General features: G+C 64.4%; 17 protein-coding genes and 1 pseudogene. 12 read left to right on the top strand and 6 right to left on the bottom strand.

Features of this window, described 5'->3' with window-relative positions; genetic code table 11:
• The 9 genes and pseudogenes from BST14_RS07580 to BST14_RS07540 all read left to right on the top strand — a co-directional run.
• A pseudogene (locus tag BST14_RS07580) lies at positions 1–708 on the top strand (Fis family transcriptional regulator); the annotation flags it as partial.
• A 176-nt stretch (positions 709–884) separates the two neighbouring features.
• Positions 885–1,193 carry a YbaB/EbfC family nucleoid-associated protein gene (locus tag BST14_RS07575; protein ID WP_036473458.1) on the top strand — a complete coding sequence of 103 codons (309 nt, stop codon included), beginning with the start codon at positions 885–887 and terminating at the stop codon, positions 1,191–1,193.
• Positions 1,190–3,130, top strand: coding sequence for a type VII secretion AAA-ATPase EccA (gene eccA / locus BST14_RS07570; RefSeq protein ID WP_081285072.1), 1,941 nt, complete (start codon positions 1,190–1,192; stop codon positions 3,128–3,130). The genes BST14_RS07575 and eccA overlap by 4 nt, the downstream gene beginning before the upstream one ends.
• Positions 3,127–4,650 carry a type VII secretion protein EccB gene (gene eccB, locus BST14_RS07565; RefSeq protein ID WP_036473459.1) on the top strand — a complete coding sequence of 508 codons (1,524 nt, stop codon included), beginning with the start codon at positions 3,127–3,129 and terminating at the stop codon, positions 4,648–4,650. The genes eccA and eccB overlap by 4 nt, the downstream gene beginning before the upstream one ends.
• 15 nt (positions 4,651–4,665) lie before the next feature.
• The gene (eccCa, locus tag BST14_RS07560) at positions 4,666–8,829 is read left to right on the top strand and encodes a type VII secretion protein EccCa (protein ID WP_064942974.1); all 4,164 of its coding nucleotides are present in this window, start codon (positions 4,666–4,668) and stop codon (positions 8,827–8,829) included.
• A gap of 205 nt (positions 8,830–9,034) precedes the next feature.
• Positions 9,035–9,352, top strand: coding sequence for a PE family protein (locus BST14_RS07555; protein WP_036473460.1), 318 nt, complete (start codon positions 9,035–9,037; stop codon positions 9,350–9,352).
• A gap of 27 nt (positions 9,353–9,379) precedes the next feature.
• Entirely contained in the window at positions 9,380–10,699 is a 1,320-nt protein-coding gene (locus BST14_RS07550; protein ID WP_036473464.1) for a PPE family protein, read from the top strand.
• Positions 10,700–10,796: 97 nt separating this feature from the next.
• Positions 10,797–11,087 carry a WXG100 family type VII secretion target gene (locus BST14_RS07545; RefSeq protein ID WP_036473466.1) on the top strand — a complete coding sequence of 97 codons (291 nt, stop codon included), beginning with the start codon at positions 10,797–10,799 and terminating at the stop codon, positions 11,085–11,087.
• Between the two features lie 56 nt (positions 11,088–11,143).
• A complete protein-coding gene (locus tag BST14_RS07540) occupies positions 11,144–11,431 on the top strand; it encodes a WXG100 family type VII secretion target (protein ID WP_036473467.1) in 288 nt (95 codons plus the stop codon).
• A 141-nt stretch (positions 11,432–11,572) separates the two neighbouring features.
• On the opposite strand, the gene BST14_RS07535 is transcribed toward BST14_RS07540, so the two are convergent.
• From BST14_RS07535 to BST14_RS07525, 3 genes are all read right to left on the bottom strand, one after another.
• Positions 11,573–13,060 (bottom strand): coiled-coil domain-containing protein, encoded by a 1,488-nt coding sequence (locus BST14_RS07535; RefSeq protein ID WP_036473468.1) that lies wholly within the window; start codon positions 13,058–13,060, stop codon positions 11,573–11,575.
• On the bottom strand, positions 13,057–13,641 hold the full coding sequence (locus tag BST14_RS07530; protein ID WP_036473470.1) for a hypothetical protein: 585 nt from the start codon (positions 13,639–13,641) through the stop codon (positions 13,057–13,059). Before BST14_RS07530 ends, BST14_RS07535 begins: the two co-directional genes overlap by 4 nt.
• Positions 13,642–13,909: 268 nt before the next feature.
• Entirely contained in the window at positions 13,910–14,509 is a 600-nt protein-coding gene (locus tag BST14_RS07525; RefSeq protein WP_023870462.1) for a TetR family transcriptional regulator, read from the bottom strand.
• 334 nt (positions 14,510–14,843) lie between these two features.
• Here BST14_RS07525 and BST14_RS07520 point away from each other — a divergent pair, with 334 nt between their 5' ends.
• A complete protein-coding gene (locus BST14_RS07520) occupies positions 14,844–15,449 on the top strand; it encodes a TetR/AcrR family transcriptional regulator (protein WP_225337321.1) in 606 nt (201 codons plus the stop codon).
• A 74-nt stretch (positions 15,450–15,523) separates the two neighbouring features.
• Complete coding sequence (locus BST14_RS30810) at positions 15,524–15,946, top strand: DUF6188 family protein (protein WP_036473472.1); 423 nt, start codon at positions 15,524–15,526, stop codon at positions 15,944–15,946.
• A gap of 116 nt (positions 15,947–16,062) precedes the next feature.
• Here the strand turns inward: BST14_RS30810 and BST14_RS07510 are convergent, their stop codons facing one another.
• From BST14_RS07510 to BST14_RS07500, 3 genes are all read right to left on the bottom strand, one after another.
• Complete coding sequence (locus BST14_RS07510; protein ID WP_023870467.1) at positions 16,063–16,956, bottom strand: alpha/beta fold hydrolase; 894 nt, start codon at positions 16,954–16,956, stop codon at positions 16,063–16,065.
• Positions 16,957–17,012: 56 nt separating this feature from the next.
• On the bottom strand, positions 17,013–17,414 hold the full coding sequence (locus BST14_RS07505; protein ID WP_100882369.1) for a PaaI family thioesterase: 402 nt from the start codon (positions 17,412–17,414) through the stop codon (positions 17,013–17,015).
• Positions 17,415–17,493: 79 nt separating this feature from the next.
• Complete coding sequence (locus BST14_RS07500; protein ID WP_081285076.1) at positions 17,494–20,571, bottom strand: MMPL/RND family transporter; 3,078 nt, start codon at positions 20,569–20,571, stop codon at positions 17,494–17,496.
• 781 nt (positions 20,572–21,352) lie between these two features.
• Here BST14_RS07500 and BST14_RS07495 point away from each other — a divergent pair.
• Positions 21,353–22,048, top strand: a complete 696-nt coding sequence (locus BST14_RS07495; protein WP_036473479.1) for a TetR/AcrR family transcriptional regulator — start codon at positions 21,353–21,355, stop codon at positions 22,046–22,048.
• Positions 22,049–22,052: the final 4 nt, after the last annotated feature.

Raw genomic sequence — 22,052 nt, 5'->3', positions numbered from 1 at the left:
ACCCCAAACGCTCCCGGCTCACCCACGCCCAACACCGCTGACAAACCGGGCCAAACCGATCAACAAGACGATCCCCACGCGCCGACATCAGGTGATGGCACCCCGCAGACGTCCAAAGCGACGTCCGGGGAAGGATCGGGTTTCCAGGACATGCTCGGCTCCCTCATGGGGGCACTCGGTCCGCTGATGCAGTCACTGGGCCAAGCCAATCCTCTACAGTCGCTGGGCCAACTCGGCCAGCAGCTCAGCCAGCAGGCTGGCAATCTGGCCAAGGCCACCAAACCACCGATCAAGCCCGCCGCGCTAACTCACGCGCATCCGGCAGGAGGTGGAGCCCACAAGGGTGGAGGCGGTGGCAGCCCGATCAAACCTGCCGTTCTGGGCGGGGTCCACTCGGCCGGGCTGACCGGAACCCCGGCCTCCTCGCCTCCTGCCGCGCCGAGCAAGCCGGCGGCCCCCGCCGCCGCGAGCGCCAGCGGATCCGGCGGCATGGGCATGATGCCGATGGGGCGCCACGCTGAAGGCACCGACTCCAAGAAGGTGCACAGCTACGAGCAGCCAATACCCGAAGTCGAACCCGAAGGAAGGCCCGGAGTCGTCGGGGCTGCCGCCAAAGCTGAGCCCGTGGTCAAACCCGAAGCGCACAACGCCGTCAAGGCGCGCATCGCTGCCCGCAAGAAAGCAACCGCGACCGGCGACGACGCCTAGCGGTGGCTTACCCTTGCACCCCCCGCTGTCGCACTTTTGTGCCACGCTAATGGCATGACCGATCAGCCGGTGCGGCCAGCCGCCGCACACCACAGTGCGACCCCCTTGGGGTCAGCTGCGGTGGCGCACCCGCTGTGCGATCCCATCAGCCCACCAGTGTTAGGCGACATCTTCTGATGGATATCCCCCTGCACCCCGCTGTGGTCGCCGAAATGGCGCGCGGCCAGCAATTCCTCGAACGAATCCGATCGGCGCGCCGAAACCTCGAACAACTACGGGTCACGGTGAGCTGCCCCGACGGCGACAACACGCTCGTCTTCGACGGCGACGGCATGATCGTCGAGGCGTCGTTCGCCGCGGACCTGTTTGACCGCTACCCCGGCGACAAGCTCAGTGAACTGCTGCTGGCCATGTCAGAGGAAGGATATTCCCAGGTGTCACAACACGTCAGCGCCCAAGTCGCCGCGGTCGTGGAGCAGCGATGACAAGCAGCGACGCGCTGGACCTCTTCCTGAGCAGCTGCGCAGCCCTAGGCGCCGAGGTGTACGGACGCCGGCAGGTACCCGACAAGCGCGCCGCGCGCAGCGGATTCGAGCGCCTGACCGCGCAGTACCCCGATCAGTGCGACGGATGGCTGGGCCTGGCGGCCAGCGGAGACGTCAGCCGCGCCGTCCTGGAAAACGCCTACCGCGCCCTGGACACCTGCGGTGAGTTGATCACGGCCGGTGACGTGGCCGCGGACGCAATCGATTTCGCCTTCGATACCGGCATGTACATCCAGCTGCACGCGCGCGGCGCCGACGGCGTCATCATGGCGTGCGCGGCCGCGCGCGCCGCCGCTGGTGACTACGCCGGCGCCGGCGAACTGCTTACCGACCGGGTGCTTTCGGCCGTCCCCGGCCCTGCCGGCTGGGTGTTGGCGGTGGTCTATTTCCGGGCAAAACGCTGGCATGACGTGCGCCGGGTCCTGGCGCCGCTGGCCGCACAGGTACGCAACGATCCGTTCCTGCACCAAGCAGTCCAGGTGGCCCTCGGTTTGTCCGGCGCCTATTTGGGCTTGTGGGAGCAGGGATTTGACCAATTGAGCAGCCAGGGGCAGGGGCCGATCGCGGCGGCCAGCGCTGAGGCGCTGCTCGGTGCGGGTTTGTGCGCTCGAGCGCTGGGCCGCGCCGAGGCGGCTACCGCGCTGCTCAACGAGGCCTACGCCGTGGTGGGGGTCTCCGACCATGTGCGCTCGACGATCGCGACCGCGCTGAGCGATCCGGGCTTCGGTATCCACCCCACCACCGCGGCGCGCATCGATGCCCGCAACGACTACTGGGATCCCGACACCGAGCCCGGCGAACGTGACTTCGCGCGCCAGCTCGGAGCGGCTCGCCGCGAAGAGCTCAAGGCCGAAGCCGCCGCCGAGCTCGCCGACTTCGTCGGCATGGTCGACGTCAAAGACCAAATCGCGCGGCTGGAATCGAGCGTGCGCGGAGACAAGCGACGCGAAGCTCTCGGGCTGCCGGTGCGCAACAAATCGCTGCACCTGATACTTGAAGGCCCACCGGGCACCGGTAAGACGACGATCGCCCGGGTGATCGCCAAGCTGCTGTGTGCTGCCGATGTGCTGCCGTCGGACACCTTTGTCGAAGTCAGCCGCTCAGATTTGGTGGACCGGGTTATCGGCGGCTCGGAAGCCAAGATCAAGGCGATCATCGACCGCATCATCGACGACGGCGGCGGGGTGCTGTTCATCGATGAGGCCTATGCCCTCACCGAATCAGATTCGGAGAGAGATTACGGGCGGGTGGTGATCGCTGAACTGTTGCGCGCCATGACAAATCACGCCGGCAAGCTGATGGTGATTGCGGCCGGCTATGCCGACAAGATGCAGGAATTCCGCGACTCCAATGAGGGGCTGCGGTCCCGGTTTACACGCAGCATCAGGTTGCCGTCCTACACCGTCGACGAGCTGGTGGAGATCACGGTGCGCAAAGCCGCCAAAGGCGGCAGCATCATCTCCGATACCGAGCCGCTGCGCGCGGCCTACGCCGAGCTCGCCGCTGCCACCGCCGTGGACACCAGCGGGCGGCGCCGTCCGGCGATGGACGTGTTGGGTAACGCCCGCTTCAGCGAGAACCTGATCCAGTTCGCCGAGGAGCAGCGCGACCACCGCCTCGACGTCACCGGCAAACTCGACCACGACGACACCACCGCCGAGGAGTTGCAGACCATCACCGCCGAAGACGTGAGCACCGCAGTGGCGCGTGAACTCGAGCGGGCCGACAAGGAACAGAACATCAAGTTATCGCGCCACGACCGCAATCAAGGACCGCTCGCAGGGACGGCGGCCCCGCAGCGCGCAGAGCCGGTGGGTTCGGCTGAACCCGACTTATGGCGCCGCGGCGGTACCCAAGCCGACGGAGGCGCGCGATGAGCGCACCGGTCACCCCACGTCCGCGGCGGGGGTTTAAGTCCCGCAGCGTCGAGCTAGGCCCGACCGCGGCGCGCAAGCGGCCCTGGGGATTCGTTACCCGCCACCAGGTTTCGGGCTGGCGGTTCCTGATCCGCCGGATCAGCAACGGCGTCGCGCTGCGTGACACGCGGATGCTCACCGATCCGCTACGCCGGCAGGGCCGCGCGCTAAGCGTGGGCACGCTGATCGCGGCCGTGCTGGTGGCCGGGGCGTTGGTGCTGTCGATCCTCAAACCCGCCGGCGTCACCGGCACCAAGCACGTGCTGGCTGACCGATCCACCAACGCGCTGTATGTGGTGGTCAACGATGAACTGCATCCGGTGCTCAACCTGGCCAGCGCCCGCCTGATTTCGGGCCATCCCGACACCCCGACCGTGGTGAAATCCAGCGAGATCGACAAGTTCCCACTGGGCAACACATTGGGCATCCCCAATGCGCCCTCGCGCATGGTGCAGTCGAGTGTCCGCGACGCGCGCTGGATGGTGTGTGACGCCATCGGCGGCGCGGAAAGCGGCGCAACGGTTATCTTCGGCGATCCGGTTGCCGGCCCAGGACATGCGGCGGCGCTGCCGGCGTCCTCGGCGGTGCTGGCCACCAGCGACGGCGGCAAGACCGCCTGGCTGATCTGGGGCGGCAAACGCAGTCAAATCGACCTGCACAACGCCGCGGTCACCGCGGCAGTGGGGATCAACGCCGACACACCCGCACCGCGGACCATCAACCGTTCACTGCTGAATCTGATTCCCGAATCCGCGCCGCTGGTGGTGCCGTTCGTCGCCAACGCCGGCGATCCGCCCCGCTTTGTGTGGCCGGTCCCTGGACAGACGCCCCCGCCGGTCGCCTCGGTGGTGATCGACCATGACACCAACAACCAGATCCGCTACTACGTCGTGACCGCAGACGGGCTACAGGCCATCTCCCCGGTGGTGGCGGCGATCCTGCGCGCCAACGACGCCTATGGTCTTGTCGAGCCGCCCGCCCTGACGCCAGACCAGGTCGCCAAAGCGCCCAAAGCCACGCCGATTTCGGTCGACGATTACCCGTCATCGGCGCTGCGGATCATGGATCCCAACACCGACCCTGTGACCTGTGGGCAATGGGTGAAACTGGGCGGCGCGCCCACGTCGAGCCTGACGCTGCTGTCCGGGCAGAGCCTGCCCATTGCCGCCGACGCCAAGTCCGTCGGGCTCACTGGCGCCGGGCCCACCACCGCCGCGCGCGTCGTGTTGCCCCGGGGCAACGGCTACTACGTGCAAGTCACCGGGCAGCAACCGCAGGCGACGACCAAAGAGTCGCTGTTTTGGGTCTCTGACCTCGGCGTGCGCTACGGCTTGGAGGACCCAGCAGCCGGCCAGTCAACGACATCCACGGCAGAAGTGCTGGGCTTGAGCTCGCCTCCACTGCCGATTCCCTGGTCGGTGCTGAGCCTGTTCGCCCCCGGCCCCACCCTGTCCAAAGCCGATGCGCTGGTTGCGCACTGATAATGGAGAGCCCTGATGCGAGAACGATTCCCCCATCGGCGCCGCGTGGCCGGCCCCCAGCACAAGGCCAAGGATTTCACCCTCAACCCCCCGCCGGAGCTGCCACGCACCGTGGAAGTCGGCGCCCTCAAGAAGGCGCTGCCCTGGGTTTTCGGCGCGTCGATGGTCGTCATGGTGATCTTCATGTTCATGACTGGGTACCGGCAGATGCAGCCGATGTACCTGTTCTTTGTCGCCATGATGGTGATCGCGCTGTTTCAGTCCATGCAGGCCCAGGGCGGCACCAGCGAAATGTCGACGCCCGAAGTCAATTCCGAACGCGCGGAGTACTTGCGCTGGCTGTCGGGCAAAGGTGAAGAAATCCGGGAGGTCGCGGCCACACAGAAAGCTAGCGCGGAGTGGTCACACCCAGACCCCGAGGTGCTAGAAGCGGTGATTGGATCACCTCGAATGTGGGAACGCGGCGCTACAGACCCAGACTATCTGCACGTGCGCGTCGGACGTGACGAGGTGCGCCTGCAGAGCAAAATCAAGGTCAAACCCGTTGAGTCCGAACTCGATCTGGAACCGGTCACCTACACGGCGCTGCAGCATCTACGGGCCGTGCAGCAATCGATTCCCCACTGCCCCAAGGCGATTGACCTGGCCGGCTTCGGCATGATCACCGTCTACGGTGACCAGGTTGTTTTCGGGGCGATCCTGCGGGCCTGGATCGCGCAACTGGTGTGCTGGCACACCCCCAACGACATCGCTTTGGCGGTGGCCTCGCCGCGGCTGGAGTCGCAATGGAACTGGGCGAAGTGGTTGCCGCACACCGAAAGCCACGACATCGACGGCGCCGGACCAGCACGGTTGCTCGGCATCTCGTTGCGTGACGTCGAGACCATGCTGAGCCCGCTGATCAAAGATCGCGACAAGGTCGTCGACGACAAAGGAAACACAGACTCGGCGGCGGTGAGCAAATCGCACAAACACGTCGTGGTCGTCGTCGATGACCCCGGCGCCCCGCACGAGGTCGTGCGGCGCATCGCCGCACGCGACGGCGTCACGGTGATCGTCTATCGCGCGACCGCCGGCCCAGACCGCGATTACGCGCCCCACTCGCGCGAGCTGCTGCTGCGGGTAGGCCGTGACGCCCACGACGGCGCCGCCGCGGTGCAAATGGACACGTGGCAGAACTTTCGCTGGCAGACCTTTTGCGCCGAGCCAGACGTGCTCGACGCGCACGTCTCCCGGCACGTGGCTCGGCAAATGTCGAAGTGGGACGCGGCGCCGACCAGCCGGCAAAATGCCGAATCGGCAGCCGCGCAGAATCTGCTGGCGTTGCTGGGGATCACCAACGCCGCCAAGCTGGACGTCGAGTCGCTGTGGGCACCACGGATGCTGCCCGTGGGCACCGGAGAGCCAGTGGATCTGTCACCGATGTTGCGGGTTCCGCTGGGATTGCAGCCCAGCGGAGCACCGCAGATGCTTGACCTCAAAGACGAAGCCGACGGCGGCAACGGGCCGCACGGGCTGATGATCGGCATGACCGGTTCAGGCAAGTCCACGTCGCTGAAAACGTTGGTGTTCACCCTTTTTGCGCACCACTCCCCCGACGTCGTGCAGGCCATCCTCGTCGACTTCAAAGACGGTGCCGGCTTCGACGGCTTCGCCGGTTACCCGCACGCGGTTGCTGTCATCACCAACCTCGAGGAAAAGAGATCCCACGTCGAGCGGTTCGGTGAGACCTGCCTGGGACTGCTCGACCAGCGCGGTGTCGCGTTTGCTCACGCCGGTCGCCGAATCAGAGGCGCGGCGTTTGAGTCGCTGCGAGAATACAACGAGGCGCGGGCCACCGCCGCCGGCAAAGACCTCCCACCGATTCCGTTCTTGTTCGTGATCATTGACGAGTTCTCACTGCTGCTCAGGGAGCATCCGGAGATGGCCAAGGTGTTCGACACCGTGTGCCGCAAAGGCCGCTCGCAAGGGATCTTCTTTCTGTTTGCCAGCCAGACCCTCGACCAGGGCCACATCAAGGACATCGACAAGAACACCAACTACCGCATCGGGTTGAAGGTCGCCAGCGAATCCATCTCGCGGCAAGTGATCGGCAACGGCGACGCCTACCACATTCCCGACGGCAAAAACGTCAAAGGGACAGGCTATTTCGTGCGCGCGCCTGGTGCCGAGCCGATGAAATACCGCGGCTTCATGCTCCCTGCCCGCTACGAGCCGCCGACCACCATCAGCCGCAAGGTGATCAACGCCAAGCCCCGCGCGCGGGTGTTCACCGCCGGTCGGGTCGAGCCTGACCCCGACACCGTGATCGAAGAGGAAATCGCCGGCGAATCGGTGATCGAGGGGCCGCCGCGGTCGCTGGTGTTGACCGTCGGGCCGCAGCTGGCCGCCGCCTACGGTAAGCCCTCACCGCAGCTGTGGTCACCGCCGCTAGATGAGCCGATCCCGCTGGACGCCGTGCTGACCGAGGCCGCTGCTGCCGACGCGGCCGCACCGTCAGCGGCCCCGTGCTGGCCGCTGGGCAAAATCGATCGGCCTCGCCAGCTGACCCACAGCCTGCTCAGTTACAGCGTCGATGACGGCAACGTGTCGATCCTGGGAATGCGCAAAGAGGAAGCATCGATGGCGGTGCAGACCTTCATCTTGTCCGCAGCCGCCCGCCACTCCCCGCGCGACGTGGGGTTCTACGTGATGAGCTACGGCGGGCCCGCGGTGGGGACGCTCAACGGCCTGCCCCATATCGGCGCGATCGGCGGCAACGAGCGCAATGAACTGAACTTGCGGATCTTCGGCGACCTCGAGGCCGTCATCGCGCGCCGGCGGCGGATCTTCGACCAGTACAACATCGGCTCGCTCGGTGAGTTCCGGCGGCGCCGAAGCCAAGGCGATGAGCCAGGACTCGACGACGGCTACCCCACCGACCTGTTCTTGGTGGTCGACGGCTGGGACAACTTCCTCGACGACAACACCACGCTGCTGAATCCGAAGAACCCGCACCTCAAGAGCGTGGAACGGTTGGCCACCGCCGGGCGAGGCCTGCATGTGCTGATCTCGGCGGCTAGCTGGTTGAAGTTCGGCAACGAGGTGCAAAACCACATCAACACCCGCTTCGAGCTGAAACTCTCCCAAGCGTCGGACTCCCAAATCAAGCCGCAGAAGACCGACGAGATGATCCGACCGCAAGACCGCATCCCCAAGCACGATCTGGGTCGCGGCATCAACGGTGTCGGTGATGTCATCCGCTTCGCGGTGGGTCGCCTCGACGGCCAGCCCAGCATGGACAACCTGGACGAGAAGGTGCGCGAAACCGTGGCCACCGTGTCCCAGCACTACGCAGGCCACCCCGCGGTGCCGTGCCCGCAACTGCTGCCCGCAGTGGTCACCGTTAGCGGCCTCGGTCAAGATCGGCTCGACGGAGAGCAGTTCGCCCTGGGCCTGCGTGGCCGAGACCTGCAGCCCTTGGTGCACGACTTCACCCGAAGCCCCCTCGTGGGCGTCTACGGCGACGACGAGAAGGGCAAGACGACGTTCCTCACCCACCTGCTACGCAGCGTGGTCGCCCGCCGCTCGGGCCCCGAGCAAGCGATTGTGTGCGTCTTCGACAGGGGGCTTGGGCTCAGCGCAGAGACCGCCCGGCTCATCGAGGGCGAGGACTACTACGAGACCGACTTCGCCTCCATGGCCCAACGCCTCGAGCAGATGGCGCACGTCCTCGACGGCAGGACACCGCCGAAGGATCTGCCCTGGGAAGAAAAGCGGGCCTGGAAATTGCAAGGGGCGCTGATCTACCTCTTCGTCGACGACCTCGACGCCATTCCCGCCCAGCAGCAGATTTATGACCACGTCCCCGCCGGCGGTGTCCCGGCCAGTGGATCAGGTCGGATGGTGCAGACCTGGCAGCCGATGCTGCGCCATTTCGCCTCTGCCAACGAGGTGGGGTTGCGGGTGATCATGACCCACCGGGCCCAAGGAGCCGCTGCTGCGGAAATGTCGCCCAATTCAGTGCCGGGTCAATTGGCCAACCAAAACGCCGTCCGCATCATGCTGGGTTCTACAGCGGTCAACGACAAGGTCGGTGGAATGAAATTCCAGGACCTCGATCCAGGCCGCGGCTATGTCCTGGCCAGCGGCGGTCAAAACGAGGGATATGCGCAGTTGGCGATGCCCGACCGAATGTAACCGGAATGTTAAATGTGCACGATAGAGGTGTTAGCGTGTTAGTTGCACCTGATGCAATAACAGGCAGTTGTCATGTGTTGGCGGTACCGTGCTCTCAACCGGACCGCCACGGGGAGGCGAATTGTCGGTGGCCGCACTGAGGCGGGGCAGCGACAATTACTACAGGAACAATCGCACATAGTGAAACCAGAGGGGATGTTGTTCCATGCTTGTTGATGTCACACCCGAAGCGCTGGCAGCCGCTTCAGCTCAGGTGGCTGCACTGACCGCTCGTCTTTTGGGCACCAACGCCGCCCATGCTGTGGCCACCGGGGCCATTCTGCCGCCTGGCGCAGACGCGGTGTCGGTGAAAACCGCTGCATCCCTAGTCGCTGAGGGCGTGTCGCACCAGGCGATGGCTGGCATGGGCAACACCCAGCTAGCTGCCTCTTCAGAAGGCGTCGGCGAATCCGGTATCGGCTACACCCTCGTCGACGGCATCCAGGCCGGCGCCTACGCGGCTAACGCCGGCATCAGCGTCTAACTTCGGTTATCTGCGAAGCGTGCACCCATGTCCTTCGATACGGTCCTAGCCCAGATTTGGGTGGCGGCGCCGCCCGAAGTCCATTCGGCGTTGCTCAACGCCGGCGCGACCGCGGCGGGAATCACCGCCGCGGGAACGTCGTGGACGCATCTGAGTGCGGAATACATGGCGGCCCTGGCCGAACTCGAAGGGATCATCGCGGCGGTCGAATCCCAGTATCAAGGCGAGGCAGCCACCCAGTTCGTCGCCGCTCACCAGCCGATGCTGTTGTGGCTGGCCGACGTCGCAGCCAAGGCGGCGTTCACGGCCGCATCCCACGGCGAGATCGCAGCAGCCTACGAGGGCGCTGTCGGCGCGATGCCGACCCTAGGGGAATTGTTCGAAAACCACTTCGTTCACGGCGTGCTGATCGGCACCAACTTCATGGGCGTCAACACCATTCCGATCGGACTCAATGAGGCCGACTATCAGCGCATGTGGCAGCTGGCCGCCGATGTGATGAGCACCTGGGATGGCGCCTCGAGCGCCGCCGCAACCTCCATACCCCCCACCCCGATGTCTCCGGTCACCTTGAGCGTCGGTACCGGGGAAGCCGGTTTGGCGACCGCCGTCACAGCGGGATTCCATACCGCCGGGTGTGGCACCACCGGTGGCGGCGCGGCAACCGGCTCCGATATTGCCAGTGACAAGCTGCTCGCCGGCAAAGCCGCGAGCAGCCCGGCATCGGTCACGGACAAACTGCCACCGGCGCAAAATCAAGCACAAGGGGTCGGCAACCAAGACGGCACCGCCGAGCAGGGGCTGACCCAAAACATGGCCGGCAGCTTCCTGCAGCAAGCCGCATCCATCGGCCCGCAAGCCGCCCAGGGGCTCACCCAAGGCCCCGGACAACTGCTGACCCAAGCCCCCCAACAACTGTTGCAGGCACCCCAGCAATTGAGCAGCTTGCTGGGCCAATTCAGCGGAGGGGGCAGCTCCCTGGGACAGCAGTCGGTGCCGGTCGGCTTCGCCGGCACGGGTGCCCTCGCAGGGTTCAACCCTGCCGGGATGACCAGCCTGGCCGGCGGTGCATTCGGCAGCGGGCCCAGCAGACCGTTGATGCCCTCCACCTGGGGTGCGGCGCCAAGCACCACCTCGTCGCTGGCCAATGGCGCGCGTGCCATCACCCCTGTTGCCACCGGACTCCCCGGCGCCGCCGGCTCCAGCGGCAGTGGTGCTGGCGGCGGCATGATGGGCGGCGGCGTCCACAACACCCGAGCCCGCGGTCAACGGGTCAACACCTACGCCGACGACGCTGTCGACGAGGACGCCGACAGCGAAAAGGAGGCGTACGCAATGACCCGCTAGGACGCCTTCACCCACGCACTGCGGATCGCATCAACTCACGACAAGCCCAACTACCACCGAAAAATCAACATCGGTACGCCAAGAAAGGACACCGACAATGGGACTGCTTGACACCAACGTTCCAGCCATGGTCTCTGCCGGAAACAGCTTCGGTCAGAACGTGGCCATCTACAAGAGCACCCTGGCCGCCGCTGAGCAATCCGCCCAGGCCGCCCAGGCCTTCCACAAGGGCGACTCGGCGATGGCCTTCCAAGCGGCTCACGCCCGCTTCGTCGAAAGCGCCAACAAGGTCAACGCGCTGCTGGCCATCGCCGAGCAGAACGTGCACGAAGGCGCGACCACCTACACCACCGCCGACTCCAACGCGGCCGGCGAATACGTCATGTAGCAGCCCGGGGGTAACCCCGGCTACACATCCACTAGACGAAGCGAAAGGTACATCTCATGAGCCAAATCACTTACCAGTACCCGGCGATGCTCGCGCACGTCGGCGAGATGCGGACCCACAACGCATCTCTGCGCTCGATCGGTTCCACCATCGGCACCGAGCAGGCCGCCTTGGCCGCCAACTGGCAAGGCGACACCGGTCAGACCGCCAACCAGTGGCTGAGCCAGTGGAACCAGGCGCAAGAGGAGCTCGCTCAGCGCCACAACAACCTGGTCGAGATCCACGAGCAGAACACGATGAACATGATGAACTACGACCAGAACGAAGCCGCCAAGTGGGTCTGACCCGGCGCAACTAGCTCCAACACAGACAGGTGGGGCGGTCACCGATACAAGGTGGCCGCCCCACCTGCGTGTTATGCGGCGCCGGCGACTGCTCGCCCACGTGGGCAGCTCGTTGCTGAAGGCGGCTCCCGCTACGACCTGTTAGCCGGCGGTTCGCCACGGGTGGTCGTCCAACATGGCAGCGACCACGTCCACGACATCGGAATCACGGCTGTCACCGCGGCTGGCCAGGCGCTCGTTAGCGGCAGCAATGCGCTGCAGGAACGCGCTATAGACACTGGCTGCAGCGCTGGCGTAGCTGTCGGCGGCCTGCACCTGCGGTGCAGCGCTGTACCGCGCCGGCAGACCGCGCAACTGCTGAGCCAAATCCCAGGCTTGCTGCGCGACTGTGTGCACCAAGACGCGCACTCGCTCAATGTCCCACGGTTGACGCGCTTGCTGGTCGGCCACACCGGCTTCGAGCAGATAGTCGATCTCGCGGACCGCGGCCAACGCCTCTTCGATCGGCCCTGTGTGCGCCCGCAGCTCCGCTGTCGGAATAGGGACGCTCAAGGCAAGCCCCAGCTGTCCCGGTTCCGCGAGAACAGCCGCCTGGGCGTCCGCTCGTGCCCGCGCGACTCGTTCGTCGGCGGCTTGGCGGGCCGCCGCGACCTGCCGCTCGGCATGCTCATGCGCCGCGGCCACCCGCGACTCCGCCTCCGCGCCGATGCGCTCAACGTCTGCCTGCGCCTGAGCTGTCGCAGCCTCGGCGTCCGCGAGCGCCTGCGCGATCCGCTCATCAGCGGCTTGGCGGGCCGCCGCTACCTGCCCCTCGGCCTGACCGCGTGCTGCGGCCAACTCCGTGGCGTGGTCGGCCTGGGCACGTTCGAGTTGGCCGCGGAGCTCCTCGAGGGCTTGTTGGGTGCTTGCGCGTTCGGTGGCGCGTTCGGTGGCGCGTTGTTGTGCGCGTGCTTCTGCGGCGCGGGTCCGTTCGTGTGCTGCGGCCAGTTCGCTGGCGTGGTCGGCGTGTGCCTGCTCGAGTTGGCCGCGGAGCTCCTCGAGGGCTTGTTGGGTGCTCGCGCGTTCGGTGGCGCGTTCGGTAGCGCGTTGTTGTGCGCGTGCTTCTGCGGCGCGGGTCCGTTCGTGTGCTGCGGCTAATTCGCTGGCGTGGTCGGCGTGTGCTTGTTCGAGTTCGCCGCGCAACTGCTGCAAGGCCTGCTGTTCGCCCAGCCGTTGATCGGCGCGCTCTGCGTCCTTGCGTGCGGCCTCAGCTTGGATTGCGCGCACGCGTTCCCGGGCGTCCTGAGCCACACGGGCGGACTGCGCAGCTTCATCTCGGGCCATCTGCGCGGCCGCATCAGCATCCTGCTTGTCCTGCTCGGCTTGGCGGGCCTGACGCTCGGCCGAGACGCGTAGCTGGTCTGCTTGGACGAGCCGCATCAGCGGGGACAGGCGCTTGGGGCTCGAGCCGAAGCGGTTGCGGTGGTCGACGAGCTCACGTTCACTCATCGCCGCGACCCTGGCGAGCTCTTCGGACGCGGGTATCCCGAGCTGTTCAGCGGCGGCCACCGCGGCCATGGCAGCGCGTTTGGTCAACGCGGCCCACTCCTCGATATCGAGGTCCTCGATGTGTTGCTGCAACGTGGTCATCGGCGCCGCCTTCTGCCGCCCGTGCTGGCCTGCTGGCGTGAAGCGCTGGGCGTTTCATCTGCGGCAACCTCAAGCGGTGGGTGATCCGGCTCAGGGCTGGATGGTTCGTCAGCGCCAGTGGCGGCCGCGGGTGCCGCGGCGTCGGCGGTTGCCAGCAGTGCGCTGCCTTGTTGAGCCAGCACCCGCGAGAATTGCTTGAGCTGCACCGCTGCGGCGGCCGCCAAGGTGGCGTCTTCGAGCTGGCGTGCCTCACTGAGCAGGCCTTGTAGAACCGTCAGCGCCAGCTCTGGCCCGAATCCCACGGTGGCATCCGCGGCCGCGGCCGGCTCCATGCTGCCTTTGTCCACGACCCACGCCAGGCGCTCACGGCATTCCTTGATCGCCGCCGCGTGCCGTTCGTCGTCCCGAAGCTCCTGGTGGTGGCGTTCCCGCTGTTCGGATAGCAGGCGGAACCTTTTGGCAGCCTGGCGCAGCGCCACCACCGCGATCAGGGCCAAGATGAGTACGGCGACTAGTGCTGCCGCGCCACCGAACCCGCCTGAGACCAGGAAGTCGCGCGCCGGGGGCAGTTCCCTATTCATTGTGCGTGTTGGCGCAGGTGGTAAGGGTGTCATCGATTGCGCTCGGCATAGCGTTCACACTAGCGATACGTCGCGCTCTTTAATCGCGATTATGGCTTTGCTGGGTTCGTTTAATCGGGTGAGCGTGTTGGGTCGCTGGGCTAGTTGGTTGCCGCCCTGCGGGCGGTCGTGGCGAGCGGTGTCCGTGGGGCCCCAGGCAAAGATTGTGACGGGATCAGATTCCGTCTGCCTGGCCAACCGTATGCCCCGGGGTTCAAAGTAGTCTGCCCTAGTCGAATCCTGCCAGCGTAATTCTCAAGGCCTGTTCCAACTGAACGTGCAGCGGTGGATGTGTCTTAATGTCTGCGCTCAGCCAGCGCCGAAGTATGAATTGTGCGGTGGCCAACCCCGTGTGGACCAGCAGCGAGGGACGGATGTCGGATCCCGCATCGATGCCCATCCTTGTAGCGACGAGCTCGATGAACTTGCGGTCATCGTTGTCGCTGATCAGCGCCGGTTCGCTCAGTAGGTGGGGGGCGGTCAGCATGGCTTGTTGCCAGTAGTGCGGGTTCGGATTGGTTTTGTCCCAGGCGGTTTCGGCAAACAACGCGATCAGCGCGTCGGCTGCCGATTGGTCCGATGGCTGAGCGCCGTAGGCCGCAACGATTTCGGCGACCGTTTGCCGCAACGGCGCGATTAGCAAATCTTCCTTCGTAGGCGCGTAGCGGAAGTAAGTACTGATGGATATCCCCGCAGCGGCAGCGATGTCCTCGGTGGTCACGGCAGCAAATCCACGTTCGGCAAAAAGTTGGTGTGCGGTGCCCTGGATCTGCGAGAACAGCTCGGCGCGGCGCCGGTCCCTTAACGAGCCAGTATTTGCGGAGGGCATGACATCGCCTTCGTCAATCCGACATTCCAGGCTGCTTCCTGAGTTACTGTACGAACAGTAGCGTAGCGAAACCAACAGTACTAGGGGATCTATTGCTGGTGTCGCGATGTCGGGGACCGTGGCAGGTGACGCGGATTGCATGGGAAATAGCGGCTGCCCCACGAATATTCGCGAGCAGCCGCGGCCCCAGGCGCCCGCTAAATCCCTCGCCAGACAGTGCGCTCGCGCCTGCCGTTCACGGCGCTGTCCCGGTTGCCGGCGTTCCACTGGAAAATGGCACGTCGCAAGCCTCAGGTTGCTAGGTCCATCCTCGAGGAGAGGTGTGTGTGTCTTGTTGGCTGAGTCAGAGGCCGCGATGTCACGCCCTGGGAGGCACACCGCGAGCAACGCAGCAATCCTCGATGCCACCCAGGTGGTCGCAACGTTGGGCGGCTTCAAGGCGGTCCACTTCAAATCGGTCGCCAAGCAGGCCGGCGTCACGGTCGGGTCGGTGTGTGACCATTTCACGTCGAAGACCCACCTGTTGGTGACGCTACTCGCCCGTGAATTTGTGCGGCTGGATCAAGAACGCGACTGGAGCACGTGTGCGGCATCCCCGATTCGGCGAGTGGAATCCTTGACTCGCCGACTTCACGACGAATGGCAGCAAAATGCGAAGCTCACCGAGGCCGTGATGCGCGCATTCATTATTGCTGACACCGATGAAGCTCTGGGGGCGCAACATGCCGCCGACCTGATCGAAAGCATGCTGGCACGGGCACTCAGTGGCGGCACGGAAGGAATCTACGAGCGACAGATTGCCAGCCTCATCGCTGATATCTGGCTGGCCAACCTGATGGCCTTCGTCGGCGGCCGGGCGACAGCGGAGCAGACACGCAAGTGCATCAACAGAGCTACACGGCGTGTTCTGGATGCATGGGAGGGTGCTGGCAACCTATAGCGATACCGATCGTATCGCTGCGATACGATCAGTATTATAAGTGTGGCTCCGCTGACGTGTCGAAGGGAGCGGCTATGCACACACAATGGATCGAGCAGTGCACTGTCCAGCGAGTCTCACTGAAAGAAGGCCTGGTACTCGACCTCGACGATTACAGCGAGCTCGTAATCTCCCGGCCGATGCGGTTGACGCTTCCTGCAGTAGGAGCCTGGCCCGAGGAAGAGGTGTTGATCGACCCTGCCCACCTTTCGCCTGAAGAGCGGACGTTGTTGGACCTGGCCGGAGCGGTATGCACGCGGGCCTGGTTCGATGATGACGGGTCGCTCCATCTCGGGTTCTCCGGTGGACACCGCATCGATGTCCCCCCAGACGCGGCAGCGACCGCGTGGGAACTCTATGGCAAACGGCACGGCTACATGGCGTGTCTGCCTCGGGGCCGAGTCCGAGCGGTTCGGCACGACCTTTCTGCCGAAGAGGACGACTCGGATAATACGTAATTCGCTACATGCAGGACGTAGGGAACCATCTAGGGCTCTTAGTCGTAATGGCGGCCGGATTCGTCGAATTCAACGAGGATCAATAGCAGTGCGGGTCGCGTCCAACGCTTGGATCCTCATGCCATCCCCATTGTGCGGTCGAGGAAGTCGGTGACAGCGCCGGTGAACGCGTCGTTGTTGTCGCCGGCAACCATATGACCGGTCCCGGTGACGTCCGTCGCTTCGGCGTGCGGGACGAGCTGGAGGAATTCGTTGACGGTGTCCTGGGAGACGACGTCTGAAAGTGCGCCGCGCACGAGCAGCGTTGGGGCCGTGATTCGACGTGCTCCTTCGGCGAGAAATCCGCTGATGGTGTCGAATGCCTCGCTTCCGGTCATGAGATTGCCTTGCAGGACATCGAAGTTGGAGCTGATGAAGGCGGGGTCCCAGCGCCAGATCCATCGGCCGTCGCTCCGTTGGCGCAGAACTTTGTGCAGGCCATCGAGATTTTCGGGTCGCGCGCGGCGTGGGTTGTATTCGGCGATGACATCGGCGGCATCACCGAGCGTGCGGAATCCGTCGGGGTGTGCGGCCATAAATGACACGATGCGATGGGCCCCATCAAATTCCATTCGCGGGGTGATGTCGACCAGGACAACGGCTGCCCAGAGGTCGGGTGAGGCCAGCTGGTGGGTAGCGAGGATGATCAGCCCGCCCAGCGACGCGCCAACGACGGCGGGGGGACCGTCGGGGCTGACGTGGTCTCGTACCGAGAGCAGATCGGATACGAACTTTTCGACGTCGTACTGTCCGCTTGGGTCCCAGTCGCTGTCGCCATGGCCGCGGGTGTCGTACGCGATGACGGTGTAGCCATGGGCGTGGAGGCGACGCGCGCTGGTGGCCCAGGCGTGGCGGTTTTGGCCGCCGCCATGGAGGAGCAACACCACAGGACCAGTCGTGGCGTGCGTGTAACAATCCGCCACGAGGGTGATGCCGTCGCGCGTGCGGATGCGCTCCTGAGTAATGGTCATGTAGTTCGTTTCCCTCGGGCGGAACGCCCCCTAATGAGAGGCATGTACGGCCTTAGTCATTGCCTGGTTTCTTTCGGCGGCATGACGGTAATGGTGCCTTGAGCGGCGCACACAAGCATCCCGCTGTTGGTGATATCGATACGTGCTACACCGCTGCGCTTGCCCAACGAAATGATGTTAGCGACGGCGACGCACACTCCGCCCGAGACAGGTCGAACCAAATTCACCTTGAATTCTGTTGTGGCGACCCAACATCCTGCAGGCATGACCGGATAGAACACCACCCCGAGGCAGTGGTCAACCATGGCGGACAGACAACCGCCGTGGAGATTCCCAAACGGTGTAAGCAGGTCCTCGCGGGCATCCATTTCGGCAACTAATCGTCCCGCGGTTAGCTGGGTATGGCGCAAGTTCAGGTAGGTCGACAGCCCACCCGCAGTCGCCGCCGCACCGAGCATCTGCTCGGCGATTCGCTCGTCGAACCGGACGAAGTCCACGCCGGTCACGCTATGCAGTCCCTTGGGTGACAGGTCATCGTCAGCGTGCTCTACCGCGTGGGGCCAAGGACTTCCGTTGAGGCCACCAGCTGACCTCACCGAGCAATGTGGCGATCGCGGGAACCGTGAGAGTGCGGACCACGAAGGTGTCCAAGAGTAGGCCGCAGCCGATGATGAGTCCGGCTTGGATCATGATCGCGACCGAACCGACCATAAGGCCGAACATGCTGGCCGCGAAGATAAGCCCGGCCGAAGTGATGACTGAGCCGGTGTTCGCGACCGTGCGCAGCACGCCGACGCGAACGTTGTGAGCAGATTCCTCGCGTAACCGCGAGATTAGCAGCATGTTGTAATCGGCGCCCACCGCGACCAAGATGATGAACGCTAAAAGCGGTACGGGCCATGCGATTTCCTTGCCTAGGCCGTATTGGAAGACGAGTGTGCCGATGCCCAGTGCGGCCCCGTAGTTGAGTACCACTGTACCGAGCAGATAGAGCGGGGCCACCAAGGCGCGTAGCAGAACGACGAGGATCAAACCGACGATGACGAGCGTGGCGAAAGCCAGTAGGTGAAAGTCGGCCGACAGCAAGCGCTGGATATCGGAATTGACGGCGGGGAAGCCGGCCATCGAAATCCGTGCGTTGGCCAGCGAGGTGTTAGGGCGTGCGGCATCAGCAACGCGGGTGATCTTCTGCGCGAGATTCATCGCTTCGCTGCTGTAGGGGTTGTAACTGGATTCGATGGCAAAGCGCGCGGTCTTGCCGTCAGCAGACAGAAAGTGCTTCGCCACATCGGAGAACTGGCGATTCTCGAAGGCGTTAGCGGGCAGGTAAAAGCCGCTAGAGTTGTCCGAACCGGCGCTAGACCGCGCGGAATTCTGTAGCTGCGTGGCGATCTGACCCATGCCGGACAACATTTCGATGTTGCTGTCGGCGAGGGTGTGCACACCAGTAGCTAGGGCTTGTGCGCCCGACGCGAGCTGGCTGATGCCGTTTTGGAGGCGGCGGATGTTGCCGGCCATGTCGGCGGGGTCGCCGAGCGCTCCGAACGCGTTGTTCAGCGAGGTGACCGTGTTCTGCAGGTCTGCCATAGTGCCCCCCGCCGTATCGCCGCCCGGCTGGTACATGTCGCCGAGGTTGGCGAGCTGGTTGAAAAAGCCGCCATCGCGCAAGGTCACTAGAATCCGTACCTGGTCGCGGATCTGGGCACACTCGGGTGTGGTGGCACACCAAGGGGATGTATTGAGCGCATTAACCAACGGGTCGATGGTGGCGATCGCATTCTGGGCTTGTTGAGCTTCTTGGCGTAAGCCGGGCCCGCTTCGGATAGCTTGGTCGATGGTCGGTGTGGTAGCCGAAAGCTGCTGCAGCAGCGGGCGAAAGCGCTGAAATTGTGCCCCACTGGACTGGGCTTGGCTGAGGATCCCGGTCAGCGGAGTCAACGCCGCGCGAAGGGTAGTGTCAAGTTGCGCCAAGCCGCCCGCGAGTTGGTCGGCGCCACCGGTGAGTTTGGTGAGATCGGTCTTGTGGGCGTCTCCTTTGGCGACGGCATCGGCCATCTTGGTCCCGATCTGGCCGTTCTGCCAAGAAAGCTGCGCCTGGTCCAGTCGCGCACCGGTGGGCCGGGTGACGCCGGAAACTTTGGTGACACCCGGCAATTGCGACACGCGAGACGCCATTTCGTCAAGGTCGGCCAGGCCCTTACCGGTGCGCATATCGGTCGGTGATTCGACGACCATGAACTGCGTGATGACAATATCTTTGCGAAAGTGTCTGTCCAGCAGGTGATAACCCTCGTTGCTGGCGGTCGAGGGCGGCTGGCCTTGGCGGTCGTCGTAGCTCATGCGCATGGTCAGCGCCACAGCCGCTAGCCCTAACACGAGAGCCAGGCTGGCGGCCAGCAATGGGCCGGGCCGGCGGACTACGGCCACCGCGATCCAATTCCAGTAGCGGCGTGTGCGGTCGGCTTTGGGCTCGCCGATGCCGTGTTGAGCGGCCAGCGCCAAAACCGGTGGGAACAACGTCACGGTGGCCGCGACTCCGACGAAGACGGCGATCGCGCACGCTGGGCCCAGCGCGCCAAAAACGCTCAGTTTTGCAAACACCATGGCTAAAAATGCAAACGCCACAGTGGCCGCGGAGGCCAGGATCACGCGTCCGATGGTGGCGGTTGCATTGATCACCGCGAGGTCGGCCGAGACCTCCTGGCGGCGTTGCTCGTGGTACCGGCTGATCAAAAACACCGAATAATCGGTGCCGGCACCCAACAGAATCGCCGTCATGAACGCGATGGTGAATTGCGATACCGGCATTCCCGCTTCGCCCAGCCCCGAGAGCACTCCACGCCCTACCCCCAGACTGACGCCGATAACCAACAGTGGCAGCAACGCGGTAAACAATGACCTGTAGATGACCAGCAAAATCAGCGCGATCAGCCCCGCGGTCACGACGGAGACGACAATCAAATCCTGCTCAGCCGAGTCAATTTGATCGCTGAACGTCGCGGGAGGGCCGGTTACGCGGACGGTCGTGGAGGTACCGCTAAACGAATTGGCGGCGATAGCGCGCACCGCTTGGACGGATTCGGCCGCTCGGGGATCGCCGAGCGTGCCCGCTATCCCGACCGGCAGATACCATGCCTTGCCGTCCTGGCTCACCGCCTGACCGGCAGTAACCGGGTCGGCCAACAGATCCTGAACCAGTCGCACATGCTTGGAATCGGCACGTAACCGCGAAACCATCGCGTTGTAACGCTGACGCACCGGCGCACTCAGGCCCGTCGGTTCCTCCACCGCGACAAAGACGGTCGTCTTGGACCCCTGCTCGCCGAATGCGATCCCCATCCGCTCAACGGTCTGGAGCGACGGCGCATCAGAGGGAATGAGGTTCACCGACTGCTGCTTTACGACTGTTTCCAATTGCGGAAACACCGCGGCCAGGACGCCGGCAGCCACCACCCACGCACCGATGACCAGCACCTTGTGCCGGATACTAAACCGCGCCACGCGGGCTAATCGATCGCTGTAAACGCCCTCACCAGCGGTGACCTTACGGAGTCTTTCCCGGACCGGCCGACTCAACGTCGCCACGCCCGACGAAACCCACCCGGTATCTACCATCCCCCGTCTCCACTACTGGAAAGAAACCAATGGTATCGCAACAGTACTATCGGTACCCTTTCATGGTGTCGGCGAAATTGCTACCGCCAGCCCGCCCACGCCGCGACGCCGCGTCGGCCCTTGCGCTCGACCTCGATGTCCTGTTGCCGGTTCCGTATCGGGTACGTCATTGCGTAATCCATTGGTATGCAGATTATTTGACGTTGGCCATGGGTCATCTCTGGCTGCTGACAATCTCACGAACGCCGTAGGCGAAATGCCAGCCGGGAACTGAGCCTGATCGGCTCATCGCGAACATGATCGTACATTTCCCGACTCATCAGATCGTCGTCCAGGTACGAGCAAGAGCGAGGGGGATAGTGACGTGGACGAACGCGGCCCTGGTGGACCGGCGGCGCTGGGTGCAGCCGCTTGGCAATACCGCGACTGGCCAGCCGGATATCCCGAACCGCACGTCTCCAGAGGTGGGTTTTAGTCAGCGAAATCGGCACATTCATCAGGATTTGACGTCTTTCGTCCGTGAGGTCGCCGCGCGGAGGCAGAAGCTGGATTTTTCGATCGCCACGCGGCCGGCCGATTGGGGGCAGCGCCGTCGACTCCCCCGGGTCCCGAACCGCTCGACCGGTTGCCTGATCACCAATCCTCCTTCGGTGCTTGGCCTACACCGCCGAAGTGTACTAGTAGTATCGCTACGATACTACTAGTACCGTTCGTCGGATTGAACGACTTCCCCGATGCGATTCGCTGTAGGCCAGGTCCGTGGGGGGTTTACGGTGACTACGTGGAGCGTGACGCTGAAATCCCGATCGATGTCGATGTCGATGTCGACGACGACGTCGATCCCCGCCGCCTTCGGTCACGGACCCGGTTGCTGGATGCGGCCACGAAACTCCTCAATGCCGGTGGCATCGAAGCCGTCACCATAGACGCGGTCACCAAAGCCTCCAAGGTCGCACGCACCACGCTGTATCGGCACTTCAGCAGCTCTACTCAGCTGCTGGCCGCAACATTTGAACGGTTGCTACCGCAGGTCACCCCACCACCTGCCACGGGAACATTACGCGACCAGCTGATCGAGCTGCTGAGCCGACAGGCGACCCTCTTTCAAGAGGCGCCGCTGCATGTCACCACGCTGGCCTGGGTCGCGCTCGGGCCAACACCGGACGGCACAGAGGAGACCTACGATCGCAACGCGCTGCGGACGCGGATCATCGACCATTATCGCCGGCCGTTCAACAGCCTTCTGGAAGGCCCTGAAGCCCGGGCCGATCTCGACGACTTCGATCTAGAACTGATTCTGTGCCAGCTCGTCGGCCCGGTGGCGTTCGCTCGACTCACCGGGCTGCGCGCAATCGATCGTCACGACTGTGAACGCATCGTCGATGATTTCCTCGCCGCGCACCGCCGCCCGACAGACAGACCCCCGTCGCGGCCCTCGGCCCGGAAATCCTCGTCCGGCACAAACCGTTCCAGGTAACGCG

Source organism: Mycobacterium arosiense ATCC BAA-1401 = DSM 45069, from assembly GCF_002086125.1.
Taxonomy (GTDB): domain Bacteria; phylum Actinomycetota; class Actinomycetes; order Mycobacteriales; family Mycobacteriaceae; genus Mycobacterium; species Mycobacterium arosiense.
This window is presented reverse-complemented; position numbering and strand designations above follow the sequence as displayed.